The following is a 13,642-nucleotide window of genomic DNA, read 5'->3' as shown; positions in this document are numbered from 1 at the left end:
TGCTCAACCACGCCGCGACTGCCGCAGCATGTCCATCAGCACGTACAGCAACGGCCACAGCAGCATGCCCAGCAGCGGCGACCACCAGGTGGCCAGCGGCAAACCATGCATGCCCAGCATCCAGCGGATCGCGCTGTCGACGATCAAGTCGTTGAGCAGCAGGCCACCGATGGCCAGTGCCTGTTGCGAGACCGGAAAAAAGCGCAGGCGCAGACGGAAGCGCTGCAGGATGAAGGCCATGATCACCAGCCGCAGCGCGTGCTCGCCGAGCACGCTGCCAAACATCAGATCGGCCAGCACGCCGATGATCATTGCGAAGCCCAGGCCGGCGTGCTCCGGCGTTTCGATCACCCAATAGGCCATCACCAGCGCCAGCCAGAACGGCCGCAGCGGCTGCAGGAATTCCGGCAACGGCATCAGCCCCAGCAGCAACGCAAGCAACAAACTGACCGGCAAAATCCAGCCCGTACGCATCCGGCTCATCGGCTCGGCTCCTGCGCGGGAGGATGCGACGCAGGCGGCTGCGACGCTGCATCAGGCTGCGTCGTTGGCTGCCTACTTGGCTGCGTCGTTGGCTGCCTACTTGGCTGCGTACTTGGCTGGGTAACCGGCTGGTTGCTTGAGGCACTGGCGGCCGGCTGCACAGCCGGCGTTACGGTGCCAGCGCCTGCTGCCTGCGCGCCTTCGCTTCCCGGCAAGATAACCGGCATGCGCAACGGCGGTGCCGACTTAAGCAGCAGCACATCGCGGCCGCGATCCAGCTGCGCAGCGGGGCGCAGGTTGCCAATCAGGAAGGCGTGGCTGTCATCCGGCCGCAGCGCGGTGACCGTGCCGACCGGAAAGCCGGCGGGGAAACGCCCGCCCAGACCGGAGGTGACCAGCACATCGCCCACCTTGACCTCGCTGTTGAGCGGGATGTCGGCCAGCTCCAGCTGATCGCTGCGACCGCGGCCATAGGCAATCAGCCGCACCCCGCTGCGCGCGATCACCACCGGCACGGCGTGATCGGGATCGGTCAGCAACAACACGGTGGAATGGGTCGGGGTGACGCGGATGATCTGGCCCATCAGGCCACCGGCATCGATCACCGGCTGGCCCATGCGCACGCCGTCGCCACTGCCGGCGTCCAGCACCAGGCGTTGCCGGCTGGGGTCCAGATCGATGTCCAGGATGGGCGCCAGCTGCACGTCCAGGCCACGCGTCTCGGCCACGCCCAGCAGGGCGCGCAGCTGCACGTTGTCGGCGGCGGCGGTGCTCAGGCGGGTCAGGCGTGCGTTGGCCACCAGCAGTTCGTTGCGCAGCTGGCGGTTTTCGTCCATCAGCCGCGTGCGCGAAACCGCATCGTCCTTCACCCGTGTACCCAGGCGTCCGGGCAAACCGGCCAGCCACCAGATCGGTTGGGTCACCACGTCGGCCTGCGCGCGCGCCTGGGCCAGCCAGCCGCCGCGGTGATCGAGCACGATCAAGGCGATCGCCAGCGCCAGGTAGCCCAGCAGTCGCAGGGTGCTGACGACTTCGCCGGGACGGGTAGCAACGGGAGGACCGGCGTAGGAAGGCACGGCGGATCTTGGTCAGTGGCGGGGACGAAGAGGCGGGCCGGCAAACGCGGCCCGATGCGGAACGTTACAACCAAACAACGCGGAGGACAGCCGACTTGCGACGCCAGAATGCGTCATTCCCCGTTCGCTGTCCCCCGTTGCGTGCCTCACTCCGGCGCGAAGAACTCGTTGCCGTGCATGTCCACCAGCTCCAGCGCACGGCCACCGCCCCGCGCCACGCAGGTGAGCGGGTCATCGGCCACCTGCACATGCAGGCCGGTTTCCTCGGAGATCAGGCGATCCAGATCGCGCAGCAGCGCGCCGCCACCGGTGAGCACGATGCCGCGTTCGGCGACGTCGGCGCACAGTTCCGGCGGGGTCTGTTCCAGCGCCAGCTTGACCGCGCTGACGATGCCCGAGAGCGGCTCGTGCAGGGCTTCGAGCACTTCGTTGGAGTTGATCTTGATGACCTTGGGCACGCCCTCGGCCAGGTTGCGGCCGGAGATTTCCATCTCCTGCACTTCCGGCTGCGGGTAGGCGCAGCCGATTTCCAGCTTGATGCGCTCGGCGGTGGCTTCGCCAATCAGCATGCCGTGGTTGCGGCGCACGTAGTTGGTGATGGACTCGTCGAAGCGGTCGCCGCCGATGCGCACCGACTGCGAGTAGACGATGCCGTTGAGCGAGATCACCGCCACTTCGGTGGTGCCGCCGCCGATGTCGATGACCATCGAGCCACGTGCCTCGGTCACCGGCATGCCGGCGCCGATGGCCGCGGCCATGGGTTCTTCGATCAGGTAGACGTCGCGGGCGCCGGCTTCCTCGGCCGATTCCTTGATCGCGCGGCGCTCCACCTGGGTGGAGCCGGCCGGCACGCAGACCAGCACGCGCGGGCTCGGACGCAGCACGCGCGACTTGTGCACCTTCTTGATGAAGTACTTGAGCATCGCCTCGGTGTAGGTGAAGTCGGCGATCACGCCGTCCTTCATCGGCCGGATGGTGGTGATGTGGCCGGGGGTGCGGCCGAGCATCTGCTTGGCCTCCGCGCCGACCGCGGCGACCGAGCGCGAGCCGCCAATGGCCCGGTCCTGGCGGACCGCCACCACCGAAGGTTCGTTCAGCACGATGCCCTGCCCGCGTACGTAGATGAGGGTGTTGGCCGTGCCCAGATCGATGGACAGGTCATTGGAGAACATGCCGCGGAGCTTTTTGAACATCGGAGGGGTGTGTCCTGCTGGAGGCGGAAAATCGCGCGGGGCTGGCGATTTTTTGGGCAAAAAAACAAGTCGGCTAGCCTAACAATCCACCCGGTGGCCGGCAAGGAAAAATCTCGTGAAATGCGGGAATTCTGCGCATTTGCGCACACCACCGGCAGGCCGTGGCGAGTGCGCCGGACTGGCCCGGCCGCGCCGCAGCCGGTAACCTTCGCAGCGGCGCGTCCGGAGCCGGGCGCACAGCACGTAGTCAGACAGTGTCACCAGACGGTCCCAACCGGGGCCCCAGCCCCTATTTCGAGCCTGCCGATGTCCGCACTGATTTGTGGTTCCCTCGCCTACGACACCATCATGGTGTTTCCGGACCAGTTCAAGAACCACATCCTGCCGGACAAGGTGCACATCCTGAACGTGTCGTTCCTGGTGCCGCGCATGCGCCGCGAGTTCGGCGGCTGCGCCGGCAACATCGCCTACAACCTCAAGCTGCTGGGCGGCGACCCGATCCCGATGGCCACGGTGGGCCAGGACTTCGGCCCGTACCGCGAGTGGTTCCAGGAGCAGGCGATCAACCTGAGCCAGGTCAAGGTGATCGACGAGCTGTTCACCCCGCAGGCCTTCATCACCACCGATCACGACAACAACCAGATCACCGCCTTCCACCCCGGCGCGATGATGCGCAGCTACGAGAACCATGTGAAGGACGTGCCGGGCGCGAGCTTCGGCATCGTCAGCCCGGATGGCCGCGAAGGCATGATCCAGAACGCGGCGGAGTTCGCCGAGCTCGGCATCCCGTTCATTTTCGACCCGGGCCAGGCCATGCCGCTGTTCAACGGCGAAGAGCTGCGCCACTTCATCGAGCTGGCCGACTACGTGACGGTCAACGACTACGAGTCCAACCTGCTGCAGGAACGCACTGGCTGGAGCGAGAACGACATCGTCAAGCGGGTCAAGGCTTACATCACCACCCGCGGCCCGCATGGTTCGCACATCCACACCCCGGACAAGACCCTGGAAATCCCGCCGGCGCACGAGCGCCGCGTGACCGACCCCACCGGCTGCGGCGACGCTTTCCGCGCCGGCCTGATCTTCGGCATCGAGAAGGGCTACGACTGGATCACCATCGGCCGCATGGGCAACCTGATGGGCGCGCTGAAGGTCGAGCATCCGGGCACGCAGAACCAGCGCTTTGACTTCGACGAGTTCAACGAACAGTTCAAGCAGCAGTTCGGCTACTCGCTGTAAGCCACAGGCGGGAGCGGCGGCTGGGCGCTCCCGTCAGCGTCACCAACCCGGCATTTGCTTGCTGTCCAGGCCCGCGGTCTCGAACAGCGCTTTGCGGGTGCCGCCGGCCTTGACCGGGAATTCGATCTCGATCGTCTTGCTGGCGCCGGCCAGTTTCCACAGCGCCTTCTGATCGGTGATGAACATGGCGATCGCCTCGTCCGTATCCGGGCGCCAGGCGTCCATCGCCCTGGCCGCGCCGCCATCGGCGCTGACCTGCACCTTGCAGCCGCCGGCGCAGCGGAAGTCACCGGCCTGCAGCACCAGGTAGCCACTGCGCTTCCACTTGGGGTGATCGCGGAACACCAGCTGCACCGGCTTGGCACCGCTGCCGTCCACGTCGACGGGCGCCTTGGCCATGATCGCGGCGCTGCGCTGGGTGCCGCCATCGGCGGCGACCTGCGCGTAATCCCACAGGGCCTGCAGCCGGCGCAGATCGCGCGCGCCTTCGGCCTTGGCCTTGATGTCCTCCAGCTCCGGCTTGATGCGCACGGCCGCGCGGGTCTCCGGGTACTGATCCAGCAGGGCCACGCCGTGGATGCGCGCCATGTCCCAGTCATTGCCGGCCTTGGCCGCGTCGTACTTGCTGGCCAGCGCATCGGCGGCGGTTTCGTTGGCGGCGGCCTGCGCCTGCGCGGCCGCGCGCTGCTCGGCTTCACGGTCGCCACAGGCGGTCAGGGACACCACGCCGGCCAGCAGGACGGACAGGATCAGCGGGCGCGCAAACAGGGAAGAACGGATCATCGGGCCACTCCACGGCGAATCAGGGTATCGATGGCGGCCGCCACGTCGTCGGGTCGTTCCATGATCGACATGTGGCCGCATCGGGAAAGACGCACTTTAAGCGCTTGCGGCATGCGCGCGCCGTAAAGGTCCAGCGCGCTGGGATCGATCACCCGATCCTGGTCGCACCAGAGCAGCAAAGCCGGCTGGTCGATATGGGCGGCGGCTTCACCCGGCAGGAAGCGTTCCTGGCTGCGGCCGATGCGATCCAGCACCGCCTGCTCGAACGGCGCCTGCCGGCGACGGAAATCGATCAGCGCGTTCCTGGCCGGCCACGGGATCCACGGCTGCTTGCCGCGATCGAAAAACACCGTGTCCAGATAGCGCTGCAAGGACGCGGGGTCGCTGACCGCGAACGGGTTCTTGCCTGCCAACACCGCCTCGCCAAAGACGTTGTCGTGGAAGCGCACGCCGGCTGCATCGATCAGGCCCACGCGCGCCACCAGCGCCGGCTGGTCCGCCGACGTCAGGGCGACAATGCCGCCGCCCATCGAATGACCCACCAGCACGATGGGACTGCCCGGCTGCCGGATCGCCTGCAGAAACGCCTGCAGCCGCCGGTTCTGTGCGTCAAAGCCGTAATCCTGCCCCGGCAGGCGCTGGCTCTGGCCCCAGCCCGGCAGATCCAGCGCAATTACCCGGTAGTGGCCGATCAGGCGCGCGGCCACCGGATACCAGTTTTCCTTGCTGCCGGTGAAGCCATGCACCATCACCACGGTGGCGGCGCCCGGCTCCCGCGCCTGCCGCTCCACATAGGCGATGCGATGCCCGGCCACGGTGATGTCGTGCGCTTCCAGCCCGGCCATCCAGCGCTGGCGCGCGAACTCGGCGTTGATCAGGCCCATCGGATCGCGCCACAGCCACAGCCCCAGCGCGCAAACGAAAACGGCCGCCAACACGGCGACCGTCTTCACACCCGTCAGGCGAACCGCCATGGCTTACGGGGTCTGCCCGGCCTTGGCGCGGGCCAGCAGGGCTTCCACCGACGCCGTGGTGATCGGGTGGTAACCCGGCTTGGCGCGGGCGAAGCTTTCTTCGGCGAAGGCCAGGCCATCCGGGGTTTTCACCAGCTCGGCGTAGATCGGCATGATCAACTTGCGACGGCCGACGCGCTCGATGAACTTGGCAATCTCCGGGCGTGCTTCGAGATAGCCGCTACGCACGGTCAGCGGATACCAGCGCATGGCGATTTCGCCATTGGGGGTGCCGGTGAAGTGATAGGCCTTGTCCAACTGCGCCAGCTGCTCGACGCTGAGCTTCTCGCCCATGCCGCCGATGAAGTTGACCCACTGCTGGGTCACCCACTCATTGGTCACCTGCGCGTTCGGCAACTGGCCGCTGCCCAGCCAGGCGATGCGGGCGGTGTCGGTGTTGGAGAAGCCACGCGACTGCGCCTTCATGGCGAACTTGGGAATGCCCGGTTCGTTGAGCCAGGCATCGAGCTCGGCCTCGGTCACCGCGTTGGGCGCCTTGGGCAGCAGGTTCTTCTTCATGTAGGCGACAAACTGATCGGTGGTCGCGCTCTGGAAGGCGTGATCATCGAACCAGCTGCGCAGGAAGGGATCGAAGGTCTCGCGGCCGAAGCGCTCTTCCAGGAACTTCAGGAACCACGCGCCCTTGACGTAGGCCACCTGGCTCAAGGATTCGTCCGGGTCGCGGTTGTTGAGCGGCGGCAGCGCCAGCGCCTGGTCGGCCGGCGCCATGTCCTTCACTTCGGCCAGCAGTTCGGTCTGGTCGATCTGGCGCTCCATTTCCGCCATCTCCTTGCCGTACAGGGACTCGGTGATGCGGTCCTGCACGTAGGTGGTGAAGCCTTCGTTCAACCAGATGTCCTTCCAGCTGGCGTTGGTCACCAGGTTGCCCGACCAGCTGTGCGCCAGCTCATGCGCGATCAGCGAAACCAGCGACTTGTCGCCGGTGATCACGGTGGGGGTGGCGAAGGTCAGGCGCGGATTCTCCATGCCGCCGAACGGGAACGACGGCGGCAGCACCAGCATGTCGTAACGGCCCCAGCGATACGGGCCGTACAGCGCTTCGGCCACGTCGATCATCTTTTCGGTGTCTTCGAATTCCTTGGCCGCGCGATCGACCATGGCCGGCTCGGCCCACACGCCGCTGCGATCGCCGATCGACTTGAAGTTCAGATCACCGGCGGCAATGGCCAGCAGGTAGGACGGAATCGGCTGCGGCATCTTGAAGCTGTAGTCGCCATCGCGCGGTGCGGCCGGATCATTGTCGGCGCTCATCAGCACCATCACGTCCGGGCGCGAGGTCACGTGCGCGCTGTAGGTGAAGCGCACGCTCGGCGTGTCCTGCAGCGGCACCCAGCTGCGCGCGTGGATCGCCTGCGACTGGCTGAACATGAAGGGCAGTTGCTTGCCCTCGGTCATCGCCGGATCCAGCCATTGCAGGCCGGAAGCATTGGGCGAGGTCTTGTAGGTGATGCGAACGAGCTTGTTCTGCTCCGGCGCCTCAATGCTCAACTTGCTGCCAAAGACCTTGTCGGCGCTGGCCAGTTCGAACTTCAGCGGCGCCCAAGCGCCCGAGGCGGCCTGGCCTTCGACTTTCTCCACCGCCAGATCGCGGGTGTCCAGCAGCAGCTGCTTGGCGGCCTTGTCTTTCCACTCCAGCGCGTAGGTGGCCGTGCCGCTGAGGATCTTCTGATCGAAGTCCACCGCCAGGTCCAGCGCCAGGTCCTTGATGACCACCTTGTCCGGCTCGGCGTACGAGCTCTCATCGTGGCTGCGGCTGGGCTTGGCCGCAGCGGCGGCGGGATGGGCGGCAGGCGCGGCGGGGGCCGGGGCGCTTTCGCGCGAGCAGCCGGCCGTGAGGGCGGTGGCGCAGGCCAGGGTCAGGAGTACGGCACGCATCGGCGAATCTTCCGGAATACAGGGATGCGCGCAGTTTACCGGCAGTGGCCGGCAGGATGCAGTGACCGGGGGCCTAGACCTTGTAGCCGGTGTGGACGGCGACGATGCCGGCGCTGAGATTCTTGAAGCTGGTCCGGGCAAACCCCGCTTCATCCATCATCGAGCGCAGCTGCGCCTGCGGCGGATGCTTGCGGATGCTCTCGGCCAGGTACTGGTAGCTGGCGGCGTCGCGGGCGAACAGCTGGCCCAGGCGCGGCAGCACCTTGAAGGAGTGGAAGTCGTAGATCGGCTTGAACCAGTCCGGCTGCACTTCCGAGAATTCCAGCACGCGCGCCTGCCCGCCGACCTTGAGCACGCGGTACATCTCGCGCAGGGCGGCGTCCTTGTCGGTGACGTTGCGCAGGCCAAAGGCAATGGTGACCAGGTCGAAGCTGGCATCCGGGAACGGCAGCGCCTCGGCATTGCACTGCACGTACTCCAGCCCGTTGACCAGGCCGCGGTTGGTCATGCGATCCCGGCCCACCGAAAGCATGCCGGCATTGATGTCGCCCAGCACGATGCTGCCGGCCTCGCCCACCCGCTCCTTGAGCAGGGCGGCGATGTCGCCGGTGCCGCCGGCCAGATCCAGCACGCGGTCGCCGCGCTTGACCTGGCAGGTGCCGACGAAATAGCGCTTCCAGACCCGATGGATGCCCAGGCTCATCAGGTCGTTCATCAGGTCATAGCTGCCGGCCACCGAAGTGAAGACTTCGCCGACCAGCTTCTGCTTGTCCTTGGCGGCAACGTCACGGAAGCCGAAGTGGGTGGTGCCGCGGTCGTAGGGGGATTCGCTCATGGGATGGATTATCGCACTGACGTCGACGCCGCGCTCCGGGGTCGCGTGGGACAATGGCCCGTGCCAACGCCATTCGTCTTCCAGAGGATGCCGACCCGCCCGTGAGCAGCCGCTACGCCCCCCGTGACTGGCTGCCGCACGAGCGCCCCACCTTCCCGGGGTCGCCATCCACGCCACTGCATCCCACCGGTCGTCGCATCCAGTTCGCCATCGTCGGCGTGGTGGTGGCGATCACCGGCGGCCTGAGCAATGCGCTGGTCACCGCCAACCTGCTCAACCTGCAGGGCACGCTGGGCGCCTACGCCTGGGAAATGGCCTGGCTGCCTGCGGCCTACGTGATGACCAATGTCTCGGCCAACCTGCTGCTGGTGCGCTTCCGCCAGCAGTTCGGGCTGCGCTCGTTCACCGAAATCTTCCTGGTGCTGTACGCGTTGATCGCGTTCGCGCATCTGTTCGTCAACGATCTGGGCTCCGCCATTGCCGTGCGCGCCGCGCATGGCCTGGTCGGTGCGGCGCTGAGCACGCTCGGTCTGTACTACATGATCCAGGCCTTCCCCACCCAGCACCGGTTGCGGGCGGTGGTGATCGGCCTGGGGGTAAGCCAGTTGGCGCTGCCGCTGGCGCGGATCTTCTCCACCGAACTGCTGCAGTTCGGCGAGTGGCGCGGCCTGTATCTGTTCGAACTGGGCCTGGCGATCCTGGCGCTGGCCTGCGTGCTGGTGCTGAAGCTGCCGCCCAGCGATCGCTACAAGGTCTTCGAGAAACTCGACTTCGTCACTTTCACCTTGTTCGCCTCGGGTTCGGCCGGGCTGGCCGCGGTGCTGTCGTTGGGTCGCTATCTGTGGTGGACGCAATCGCCGTGGCTGGGCGTGACCCTGGCCTGCTCGATCGTGCTGCTGATCAGCGCGGTGGCGATCGAACATTATCGTCGCAACCCGCTGATCAATACCCGCTGGTTGGCCAGCGGTTTGATGGTGCGATTGGGCCTGTCGGTGCTGCTGATCCGGATCGTGCTGTCCGAGCAGAGCGTGGGCGCGGTGGCGTTCTTCCAGAACCTGGGCTTGAACAATGACGAGCTGCACGGCCTGTATCTGTGGGTGTTGCTGGGCAGTTTCTGCGGCGTCGCGGTGAGCGCGCTGACCATCCGCCCGCAACACACCGGCCAGCACCTGATGATCGCGGTGGCCTTCATCGCCACCGGCGCGTTCATGGATGCGCATTCGAACAACCTGACCCGGCCCGAGCAGATGTACCTGAGCCAGTTCCTGCTCTCGTTCGGCAGCACGTTTTTCATCGGCCCGGCGATGGTCACCGGCATCGGCTCGATCCTGTCGCAGCCGGGCAACCTGATCAGCTTCGTGGTGCTGTTCGGCATGGCGCAGAACATGGGCGGCCTGTTCGGCTCGGCGCTGCTGGGCAGTTTCCAGATCGTGCGCGAGAAATTCCACGCCAGCCAGTTGGCGGAAAACGTCAGCCTGCTCGATCCGCAGGTGCTGGCGCGCATGCAGGCCGGCAGCGGCGCCTATGCACACACCGTGGGCGATGCGGCCTTGCGCAATACCCAGGGACTGCGCGCGATCGGCAATGCGGTGACCCGTGAAGCCAACGTGCTGGCCTACAACGATGTCTTCTGGATGGTCGGCTGGCTGGCCATCTTCACCCTGGTCTGGATCTACGCCGACGTACTCTGGCGTCGCTTCAGCTCACCGGCCGCACCGCCTTCTCCTTCTCCCGTCGTCGCCCAGGCCAGTACCGAATGAATGCCAACCTCTCCGCCGCACACGCTGAAGAACGCGCCCGCGAGCGCAGCCGCCGGCAACGGCGCTGGCTCGGGCTGCTCGGCCTCGTGGCGCTGGCGTTGCTGGGCGTGGGCATCGTGCTGTACGCCTGGCAGCTGCCACCGTTCACCAGCGCCATCCAGACCACCGAGAACGCGACGGTGCGTGGCCAGGTCACGCTGATCAGTCCGCAGGTCAGCGGCTATGTCACGGCGGTGCCGGTGCAGGATTTCCAGCACGTCAAACGCGGGCAGCTGCTGGCCAGCATCGATGACCGCATCTATCGCCAGCAGCTGGATCAGGCGCAGGCGCAACTGCAGAGCGCGCAGGCCAACCTGGACAACTGGGCGCAACAGCAGAACAGCGCCAAGCTGGGGATCGTGCAGAGCCAGGCGTCCATCGCCAGCAGCGGCGCGCAGAAGCAACGCACCGGTTCGGCCTTGCGCCGTGCGGATCAGTTGGCGCGCGAGCACCTGATTTCGGATCAGGATCGCGATACCGCCTTCGCCGCCAATGCGCAGGCCGAAGCCGATCTGCAGCAGGCACGGGCAAGCCTGCAACTGGCGCAGCAGAGCGTGCGCAGCGTTGGCGTCAACCATGCCGTGCTGGAAGCATCGGTGGCCGAAGCGCAGGCCGCGGTGCGGCTGGCGCAGATCAATTTCGACAACACGCGCATCCTGGCGCCGCGCGATGGCCAGCTCGGCCAGGTCAGCGTGCGCCAGGGCGCCTACGTCACCAACGGCACCCAGCTGATGGCGCTGGTGCCGGATGTCTTGTGGGTGATGGCCAATTTCAAGGAAACCCAGATGCCGGCGGTACGCATCGGCCAGCCGGTGCGCTTCAGCGTGGATGCGCTGGGTGGCGAACGCCTGCATGGCCGCGTGCTGGAAATCTCACCGGCCACCGGATCGGAGTTCAGCGTGTTGCCGCCGGACAATGCCACCGGCAATTACGTGAAGATTGCCCAGCGTATCCCGGTCAAGATTTCCATCGATCCCGGGCAGGCCGCGGCCGCGCGCTTGCGGCCGGGCATGTCGGTGGTGGTCAGCGTGGATACCGACGTCGCGCGCTGAACGCGTACACGCATCAGCGCAGGCGTGCGCGGATCGGCGGGCGCCGTGTGGCCGGAGCGCGTCGATAGTCGCTGGTTGAGGCTGGCGCGGACGCCGCGCGGGTCGCCGTTGCCGAAAGCCGGCGCGCCGGCAGGTTGCCGCCGGTCACCTGGCCCAGCTGCGCCGAGGTCAGCGTGAGCAGGAAACCGTTGGCGGTGGCCGCGTCCACCCGCAGCAGGTAGGCGCCGCCAGGCGCACTCCAGCTTTCGCCGACCTTGAACATCGAGCCTTCGTTGTTGGCGCGATCACCGGGCGGCACGCTGGTGTCCTGGCTGTAGGCGGTGCCGTCGAACAGGCGGTGGATGATCACCGCGGTGCCGGCCAGATTGCCTTCGTAAGTGCCGATGGGGCGACGCGCTTCCAGCGTGTAACGCACGGTCTGCGCGGGATCCGGCTGGGCCTGCAGCGGCAGCACGATCATCTGCACGCCGGTGGCGCCGGCCAGCGAGGCGAACTGCAGTTCGACCTGCCGGCTGCCGCCTGCGCCGTAGCTGAGTTCCAGCTTGCGCGCGGCAGCCACCCAGCCCAATCGATCCCGCTGGATCATCGCAATATGCTTGGGCAGCGTGCCGTAGGTGGCGCTGGTGGTGGCGTTGTACCAACCGTCGCTCATCACGTCCCACGGATTGTCATAGGTGTCGTCGTCGCCGTCGGAGTTGTCCGAATGCGGCAGGCCGTAGCCATGGCCCATCTCATGGGCCAGCGGAGCGAGGTTGCTGAAAGACCACGGCGGATTCCAGGTAACGCTGGTGCAGCGGCGCGCGCCCTCGAAGGTGGCGCAGGATCCACCACCCCAGGCGAAACCATCCAGCTCGCCGTTGAACATCATGTTGATGCCCTGCACGCCGTTGAAGTTGACGGTGGGGTCGGCCGCGGCCACGCAATCCTGGAACAGGCGATCCAGGTCCGCGTCGTCCTCGCCATCGGTGCCGGTGGTGACATAGGTGGCGCGGGGATTCGGCAGCGCGAACCAGCCTTCGGCGGAACTGCCGGTGAGGTTGATCTTGCCGTACGACACCTCGCTCCAGTAGTGGCCGAGCTGGCCCACCGCCGCACCGTACTGGTTGTTGAAGAACGTCTTGTCCTTCTGCTCGCTGGCGATGTCGGAGAACCGACACATCAGCGTGACCCAGCGCGTCGTGCCCAGCACGGACGCCGCCGCCATCACCTGGCCGGCGGAACCACTGCGCGGGGTGGTGAGGGTGGCCGCATCGATCGGCACGATGACCTCGGGCACGCGCTGCAGGCGGCGTTGTCCGGCCACCGGCAGGCGTTTGAACGACACCGCCACCCGGCGATTGGCCAGCGCCGGCAGATCCGCGGCGGCGCGCCGGGCCAGCCCGGCTTCCATCGGAATGCGACGACCATCGTCGGTGGTCAACTGGGCACGCAGGCGTGGCGCCATTTGCGCCCGGCCACGCGCCACGGGCGCCGGATCACCCCAGTGCAGGGACAGCCGACCCTGTTCAATGTCCGGGCTGGATTGCGCCTGCGCTGACCCGCTGGCCAGCGCGACCAGCAGCGCGCAGTACGCCCAGCGCAACACGCCGCCGGCGCGCTTGCTCCTGTTCTGCATCTGACATCCCCGTCTCGTGGCGCGATCTTGGCCGATCCGGGCGGTGCCCGCCGTGACCCGCCACCCAGTTCATGGGTGGCCCGCCCCGTGCGTCCCCGTCCGGCCGTGGCAGGATGATGCGCCCTGTGGCGGAGAATTTCATGAGCATCGATTACCGCGCCCTGCTGGCCACCGCCGTGGCCGAGGCGCGCCAGGGCCTGGCCGAAGGCGGCATCCCGATTGGCGCGGCGTTGTATCACCAGGACGGTCGCCTGCTCGGCTGCGGCCACAATCGCCGCGTGCAGGAAAACGATCCCTCGGTGCATGGCGAGACCGACGCGTTCCGCAAGGCCGGCCGGCAACGCCGCTACCAGGACACGATCATGGTGACCACGCTGGCGCCATGCTGGTACTGCAGCGGGCTGGTACGGCAGTTCAACATCGGCACCGTGGTGGTCGGCGAGTCGGTGAACTTCCAGGGCGGCATCGACTGGCTGCGCGAGGCCGGCGTGCAGGTGATTGACCTGCACGACGGCGAATGCATCCAGCTGCTGGGCGACTACATCCGCGCCAATCCCGCGGTGTGGGATGAGGACATCGGCGAGGCGTAGCCTCGACGATGGAATTGGACATGCTGGTGAGGCGTAGTGCCGACGATGTACACGAGCATGCTGGCGCG

The 13,642-nt window shown here is 66.8% G+C and carries 12 protein-coding genes; 4 read left to right on the top strand and 8 right to left on the bottom strand.

Annotated elements, in window-relative coordinates:
- Positions 1-3: 3 nt before the first annotated feature.
- The 3 genes from mreD to B5X78_RS10965 all read right to left on the bottom strand — a co-directional run bounded on the left by mreD (position 4) and on the right by B5X78_RS10965 (position 2,752).
- Complete coding sequence (gene mreD, locus B5X78_RS10975) at positions 4-483, bottom strand: rod shape-determining protein MreD (protein ID WP_079724585.1); 480 nt, start codon at positions 481-483, stop codon at positions 4-6.
- The gene (gene mreC / locus B5X78_RS10970) at positions 480-1,559 is read right to left on the bottom strand and encodes a rod shape-determining protein MreC (RefSeq protein WP_079724584.1); all 1,080 of its coding nucleotides are present in this window, start codon (positions 1,557-1,559) and stop codon (positions 480-482) included. Before mreC ends, mreD begins: the two co-directional genes overlap by 4 nt.
- Before the next feature lie 146 nt (positions 1,560-1,705).
- On the bottom strand, positions 1,706-2,752 hold the full coding sequence (locus B5X78_RS10965; RefSeq protein ID WP_079724583.1) for a rod shape-determining protein: 1,047 nt from the start codon (positions 2,750-2,752) through the stop codon (positions 1,706-1,708).
- Between the two features lie 306 nt (positions 2,753-3,058).
- Here B5X78_RS10965 and B5X78_RS10960 point away from each other — a divergent pair, with 306 nt between their 5' ends.
- Positions 3,059-3,991 (top strand): carbohydrate kinase family protein, encoded by a 933-nt coding sequence (locus B5X78_RS10960; protein WP_079724582.1) that lies wholly within the window; start codon positions 3,059-3,061, stop codon positions 3,989-3,991.
- Between the two features lie 39 nt (positions 3,992-4,030).
- Here B5X78_RS10960 and B5X78_RS10955 read toward each other — a convergent pair whose 3' ends face one another.
- From B5X78_RS10955 to ubiE, 4 genes are all read right to left on the bottom strand, one after another.
- Positions 4,031-4,774, bottom strand: a complete 744-nt coding sequence (locus B5X78_RS10955) for a hypothetical protein (RefSeq protein WP_079724581.1) — start codon at positions 4,772-4,774, stop codon at positions 4,031-4,033.
- Positions 4,771-5,748: an alpha/beta fold hydrolase gene (locus B5X78_RS10950; protein ID WP_079724580.1), complete on the bottom strand. Its 978-nt coding sequence runs from the start codon at positions 5,746-5,748 to the stop codon at positions 4,771-4,773. The genes B5X78_RS10955 and B5X78_RS10950 overlap by 4 nt, the downstream gene beginning before the upstream one ends.
- Positions 5,749-5,751: 3 nt before the next feature.
- Positions 5,752-7,683: a M1 family metallopeptidase gene (locus tag B5X78_RS10945; protein WP_079724579.1), complete on the bottom strand. Its 1,932-nt coding sequence runs from the start codon at positions 7,681-7,683 to the stop codon at positions 5,752-5,754.
- Positions 7,684-7,756: 73 nt separating this feature from the next.
- The gene (gene ubiE, locus B5X78_RS10940) at positions 7,757-8,518 is read right to left on the bottom strand and encodes a bifunctional demethylmenaquinone methyltransferase/2-methoxy-6-polyprenyl-1,4-benzoquinol methylase UbiE (RefSeq protein ID WP_079724578.1); all 762 of its coding nucleotides are present in this window, start codon (positions 8,516-8,518) and stop codon (positions 7,757-7,759) included.
- A gap of 101 nt (positions 8,519-8,619) precedes the next feature.
- Between ubiE and B5X78_RS10935 the strand changes: the two genes are divergently transcribed.
- Positions 8,620-10,278, top strand: a complete 1,659-nt coding sequence (locus B5X78_RS10935; protein ID WP_229730706.1) for an MFS transporter — start codon at positions 8,620-8,622, stop codon at positions 10,276-10,278.
- The gene (locus tag B5X78_RS10930) at positions 10,275-11,369 is read left to right on the top strand and encodes an HlyD family secretion protein (RefSeq protein ID WP_079724576.1); all 1,095 of its coding nucleotides are present in this window, start codon (positions 10,275-10,277) and stop codon (positions 11,367-11,369) included. The genes B5X78_RS10935 and B5X78_RS10930 overlap by 4 nt, the downstream gene beginning before the upstream one ends.
- Before the next feature lie 13 nt (positions 11,370-11,382).
- Here the strand turns inward: B5X78_RS10930 and B5X78_RS10925 are convergent, their stop codons facing one another.
- Positions 11,383-12,984 carry a metallopeptidase domain-containing protein gene (locus B5X78_RS10925; RefSeq protein ID WP_079724575.1) on the bottom strand — a complete coding sequence of 534 codons (1,602 nt, stop codon included), beginning with the start codon at positions 12,982-12,984 and terminating at the stop codon, positions 11,383-11,385.
- Positions 12,985-13,124: 140 nt separating this feature from the next.
- Here B5X78_RS10925 and B5X78_RS10920 point away from each other — a divergent pair, with 140 nt between their 5' ends.
- A complete protein-coding gene (locus B5X78_RS10920) occupies positions 13,125-13,574 on the top strand; it encodes a nucleoside deaminase (protein ID WP_079724574.1) in 450 nt (149 codons plus the stop codon).
- Positions 13,575-13,642 lie beyond the last annotated feature (68 nt).

It is taken from the genome of Pseudoxanthomonas indica, assembly GCF_900167565.1.
Classification (GTDB): Bacteria; Pseudomonadota; Gammaproteobacteria; order Xanthomonadales; family Xanthomonadaceae; genus Pseudoxanthomonas_A; species Pseudoxanthomonas_A indica.
Note: the sequence above shows the minus strand (reverse complement) of the source record. Positions and strands in the feature narration are given on the sequence as shown.

What these genes read in the sequence shown, in the direction of transcription:
- mreD (WP_079724585.1), bottom strand. Translation starts at nt 483, where the DNA reads ATGAGCCGGATGCGTACGGGCTGGATTTTGCCGGTCAGTTTGTTGCTT.
- B5X78_RS10965 (WP_079724583.1), bottom strand. Translation starts at nt 2,752, where the DNA reads ATGTTCAAAAAGCTCCGCGGCATGTTCTCCAATGACCTGTCCATCGAT.
- B5X78_RS10960 (WP_079724582.1), top strand. Translation starts at nt 3,059, where the DNA reads ATGTCCGCACTGATTTGTGGTTCCCTCGCCTACGACACCATCATGGTG.
- B5X78_RS10955 (WP_079724581.1), bottom strand. Translation starts at nt 4,774, where the DNA reads ATGATCCGTTCTTCCCTGTTTGCGCGCCCGCTGATCCTGTCCGTCCTG.
- B5X78_RS10950 (WP_079724580.1), bottom strand. Translation starts at nt 5,748, where the DNA reads ATGGCGGTTCGCCTGACGGGTGTGAAGACGGTCGCCGTGTTGGCGGCC.
- B5X78_RS10945 (WP_079724579.1), bottom strand. Translation starts at nt 7,683, where the DNA reads ATGCGTGCCGTACTCCTGACCCTGGCCTGCGCCACCGCCCTCACGGCC.
- ubiE (WP_079724578.1), bottom strand. Translation starts at nt 8,518, where the DNA reads ATGAGCGAATCCCCCTACGACCGCGGCACCACCCACTTCGGCTTCCGT.
- B5X78_RS10930 (WP_079724576.1), top strand. Translation starts at nt 10,275, where the DNA reads ATGAATGCCAACCTCTCCGCCGCACACGCTGAAGAACGCGCCCGCGAG.
- B5X78_RS10925 (WP_079724575.1), bottom strand. Translation starts at nt 12,984, where the DNA reads ATGCAGAACAGGAGCAAGCGCGCCGGCGGCGTGTTGCGCTGGGCGTAC.
- B5X78_RS10920 (WP_079724574.1), top strand. Translation starts at nt 13,125, where the DNA reads ATGAGCATCGATTACCGCGCCCTGCTGGCCACCGCCGTGGCCGAGGCG.